The 3,736-nt window shown below is 38.1% G+C and carries 6 protein-coding genes; 2 read left to right on the top strand and 4 right to left on the bottom strand.

Going from position 1 to position 3,736, the window contains the following annotated elements; genetic code table 11:
* Positions 1-120: 120 nt before the first annotated feature.
* Complete coding sequence (locus F607_RS34430) at positions 121-288, bottom strand: hypothetical protein (protein ID WP_157365604.1); 168 nt, start codon at positions 286-288, stop codon at positions 121-123.
* A gap of 4 nt (positions 289-292) precedes the next feature.
* The gene (locus F607_RS0125405) at positions 293-688 is read right to left on the bottom strand and encodes a hypothetical protein (RefSeq protein WP_051311833.1); all 396 of its coding nucleotides are present in this window, start codon (positions 686-688) and stop codon (positions 293-295) included.
* A gap of 81 nt (positions 689-769) precedes the next feature.
* Between F607_RS0125405 and F607_RS31865 the strand changes: the two genes are divergently transcribed.
* Positions 770-1,780 (top strand): hypothetical protein, encoded by a 1,011-nt coding sequence (locus F607_RS31865; protein WP_051311832.1) that lies wholly within the window; start codon positions 770-772, stop codon positions 1,778-1,780.
* 173 nt (positions 1,781-1,953) lie between these two features.
* Positions 1,954-2,148, top strand: coding sequence for a cold-shock protein (locus F607_RS0125395; RefSeq protein WP_027710263.1), 195 nt, complete (start codon positions 1,954-1,956; stop codon positions 2,146-2,148).
* Between the two features lie 14 nt (positions 2,149-2,162).
* Here F607_RS0125395 and F607_RS0125390 read toward each other — a convergent pair whose 3' ends face one another.
* Positions 2,163-2,606, bottom strand: a complete 444-nt coding sequence (locus F607_RS0125390; protein ID WP_027710262.1) for a YfbU family protein — start codon at positions 2,604-2,606, stop codon at positions 2,163-2,165.
* Between the two features lie 103 nt (positions 2,607-2,709).
* Positions 2,710-2,907, bottom strand: a complete 198-nt coding sequence (locus F607_RS0125385) for a hypothetical protein (RefSeq protein ID WP_027710261.1) — start codon at positions 2,905-2,907, stop codon at positions 2,710-2,712.
* Between the last annotated feature and the right edge of the window lie 829 nt (positions 2,908-3,736).

Here is a 3,736-nt window from a genome sequence, read left to right as displayed (position 1 = left end):
ACATGCCGTATAAACGGATTTAAATGTTGCGAAGTGAACACTGAGCCTGATGATTGGCACTCGCTAAAAGTCGCCGACAACGTCGGCCTAACTTGTCATTTATCCCGCTAATGTCGTTCTTCATCTCATGCCTAAACTCTTTATAACGTTGGTCGCATTCAAATCAATGCGTTTATCAACGGAAGAACCAAATATAATGGCAGAAACGACGACAGGCAGAGTGGCTATGATATGCGTAATATTAATCTCTTTTTTAAATGTCCAGGGTTCGTGATGGTGTACTGTCATTCTCCTAACTCTTATTAATTTTTGTAGTTAAATAATTTGAAAAAACATTGCGTAAAATGCGCCTAAATCCAAACGTATCGATATACACCAAGGCTAAGGCGAGCATATACCATTCCGGTACACTCGCGTTTAAGGCTTCAAAACCATTCTTTATATGGTCAGACATCTCAGGTACAAAGCACAGCACAAGCGGGGTAACGGTGATGATTAATAGAAAGTCATCCTTCCAGCCACGGCTTTGAATGCTCAATGAATCCAGCTCTGAAGCAGAGATATTGCCTTGCTGGATCTCGTCTAATTGCTTGTTATGGATGGCTTGTTTGAGTTCGGCTTTGTGTTGCTTATTGGTGAGATAGGTTTGAAACAGGCCAGTAACTGCGGTGATTATGGTTGAGAGCATTTAACTCCTATAGTTTTGTGCACTATTAAACCTTGATGTGTGGTAATATTGATCTTCTTTATTTGTTCGAACGTACTCATTATGAATTTAAAAATATCCAAAATATTATCTGCAAAAACTATCTTATTTTTCTCCATTTTTTCATTAGCTTGCCACAGTGAGCCTAACCCAAATATCAAATATTATGGGTATGACTGGCTCGATAGTGAGAATGAAGTATTTAATATTGAACTTGAAAAGAACTATGAAAGAATCAGTGCCACAGGTCCAAACAATACAAATTTAAATGTAGTTCATTCAATCGAAAGCTTAAACTCTAAAGTTTGTGCCCATGAACGATGTGCACTTAACATAGGTGCTGGAGAAGAAAACTACTATAATCGACTAGACATCTGTTACTCCGCACAAAGTAATACTGAATGCCAAGCTAAAGGTTCATGGGGGAACATTTGGAATATCGTCGCAAATATAAAAAGTGCTACAAATAAGCCCAAAGCGATCTACTTTCTTGATGAACCATCTGCTGATAAGGCTTTGTGGGATAATGGGCAGTATGTTAAGTGGCAATATGCAAGTTATGTTTGTACCTTAAGGCAAGCTTTAAAAACACATAATTTGAATGATATTCCGATATTTACAGTTTTGATTCATCGTGACTTCGATAAAGCCCTACCTTCTGCTGTTAATGAAATCCTTCATCAAATGCCACAAAGTGGGTGTTTAGGTGTCAAAAGTACACCTGACTGGGTTGGCATCGACAACTATTATTGGCGTCATAACAGCTCTAGAGATGATAGCTCTGTAATACATAAAACATACGAAAGGTATTTTTCTGCAAACCCAAACTTAAAATGGGTCATAGTGCCTCCATCAACGCAAGAGTCTTTATTAATTCCTCCAGTCGAAAACGATCAAGACCTTCATGATCGAATACAAGCGTATTGGGACTATCTGAATGCTTATCCCCAAGACCCTGTAATTGCTGTAATGAATTTTAGGTTTGATAAAAAAATCTTAGCTCCGTCTTCTGCTGAGAGCTTCCCTAAGTCAAGAGCACTATTAAAGTTTATGGGAAATACTCTAACTCCCTAAGAGCTTAATGTTGGTTACTACTCCTACTCTTACCTGAGTGGGAGCGGTGGCGCTTCCTCATCCCCTTCTGTCTGATACCTGTCTCTAACCAGCAATAACAGTAGAAACTGTTTGCTTTATTGTTCATTAACCTCTATAAAACACGCTTAATTCAACATAAACGCGAGATTAGAATGAGCACAGGTACAGTTAAATTTTTTGATGCAACTAAAGGTTTTGGCTTCATCACTCCAGACGATGGCGGTAAAGACTTGTTTTTCCATAAAAATGAAACTCATGGTCGTGAGCCACGTGATAATGACAAAGTAGAGTTTGAGGTTGGCCAGAGCCAGAAAGGACCTTGTGCTATCAACGTTCAGGTTATCTAGTAAGCCTTAAGTACCTATTGGAGCGGTGGCGCATCTTCAAAGCCTTCCGTTAGGTACTTCAACTCCTCAACGGTCAGCATATCCCCCACGTATCCAGGCCTAGCTTTCAATGCCTCCAGCCTTCCCAGTTGTTGCTTATACAGCGGCATCATTGGGCCTACGGGTGGAAACTCAAGCATATCCTCAGTGACAACACTTACACCTGGTCTATCTTCGAATACCTCACTATTGTTTAATGCGGTGAGAAAATCCCTAATTTCCGTATAGTATTTGTCTTCTAAACCGAAGCCATTAAATACGACTTTATCGCTGTCTATTTCCCTTTGTTCCTCAAGGCACAGATGACTGTAGCTAGTCTCCATGAGTTCATACAGCTCAGTAATCGCAAGGACATCACGTTGTATGTCGTGTGGTAGCTCAAAGTTACCTTCGAATATCTCAGGAAAAAGCTCAACCAAATTGCTATCTAAAATCTCGATGTAATTCTTTTATTTATTGGCTTCGTAAATGCCGCCGTCTTTATTAAATACTGGGGCGAGTAATTGAAGGATTTTATATTGATTACTCAGTACGGCTTTCTCGAAGTAGTCCAGGTGATATTTGTTTGTCATTGGTTTCCTTTGGCTTGAGTAGTTGTCTTACTTCCTGGTAAATAGCCTTTAATGCTTGCCTACACTCTTTATCCGTTAAGTAAGGCTCACAGGCTGATTTTGCTTGGATCTGGATTAAACTTTCTTGCGTTTTTGATCGGTCATTCATGCCTTTTCAATCAGAATGTAAAGGTTAATGAAATATTTAATGAGGTAATTTTTAACTGGCTTGATATTCCAAAAACTACTACCTTTTAGGTATGTTCTCCTAGTGGTGATCATGGTACAGGCAGAGATGCATGCAACTATGAACATATTGAAAGACACTTTAGCTAGTAAGACTTTTTGGTTTCATGCTGCGTTATGGTGTTCTTTAATGGCCTTATTGCATCAAGCTTTACATGCTCTCATTTAAAGAACACCACCCTTTTTTTGATAGTTGTTTATTTAAACCCTAGTGTTATTCGATACTTTCTTGATAAAAATATGACTATTAAACAAGCGCTTATCGGTTGCAGCAAAGAGCTATTTACTAGTAAAAGTTTTTGGGTTAATAACCTTATCTGGTTCCTTTTACTATCTATCGCTTACATGCTGTGACTTATAATCGTATTTAAAAGGTTAACAGTTCTACAATAAGTACTTTTGTACCTAATCAGATACTTTTCTTAGCGGTATTAAAAAATTCATCAAAATGTCATACAAATATGTCTCTATATAGGTATATTCACCTACGTAAAAGTGAATGAGCAATAAAAATTTGTATATGTTGGTATCTGAATATAACTAGAAATTAGTCTCAAGGTCTCCTATGAAATAGTGCTCTTTAACTGTCTTAACTCATAATATGTTTACTTCCTGCATTTAAAGTGAGTTTTGATTGGGCCATATTAAAGAGCACGCTTTTTTCTCCACCACTCCCCTACATCAAAACCAGGGCAGCTTTTATGTAGCTTTGTTGCAGTACTGAATCATCTGGTCTTTTGAGGTTGTTTAGA

It is taken from the genome of Zooshikella ganghwensis DSM 15267, assembly GCF_000428585.1.
Lineage (GTDB): Bacteria > Pseudomonadota > Gammaproteobacteria > Pseudomonadales > Zooshikellaceae > Zooshikella > Zooshikella ganghwensis.
The sequence above is the reverse complement of the archived record's forward strand: the minus strand, read 5'-3'. Positions and strand labels throughout refer to the sequence as shown.

Bases quoted from the DNA above. Each gene is read 5' to 3' on its own strand.
- F607_RS34430 (WP_157365604.1), bottom strand. From the start codon at position 288: ATGACAGTACACCATCACGAACCCTGGACATTTAAAAAAGAGATTAAT.
- F607_RS0125405 (WP_051311833.1), bottom strand. From the start codon at position 688: ATGCTCTCAACCATAATCACCGCAGTTACTGGCCTGTTTCAAACCTAT.
- F607_RS31865 (WP_051311832.1), top strand. From the start codon at position 770: ATGAATTTAAAAATATCCAAAATATTATCTGCAAAAACTATCTTATTT.
- F607_RS0125395 (WP_027710263.1), top strand. From the start codon at position 1,954: ATGAGCACAGGTACAGTTAAATTTTTTGATGCAACTAAAGGTTTTGGC.
- F607_RS0125385 (WP_027710261.1), bottom strand. From the start codon at position 2,907: ATGAATGACCGATCAAAAACGCAAGAAAGTTTAATCCAGATCCAAGCA.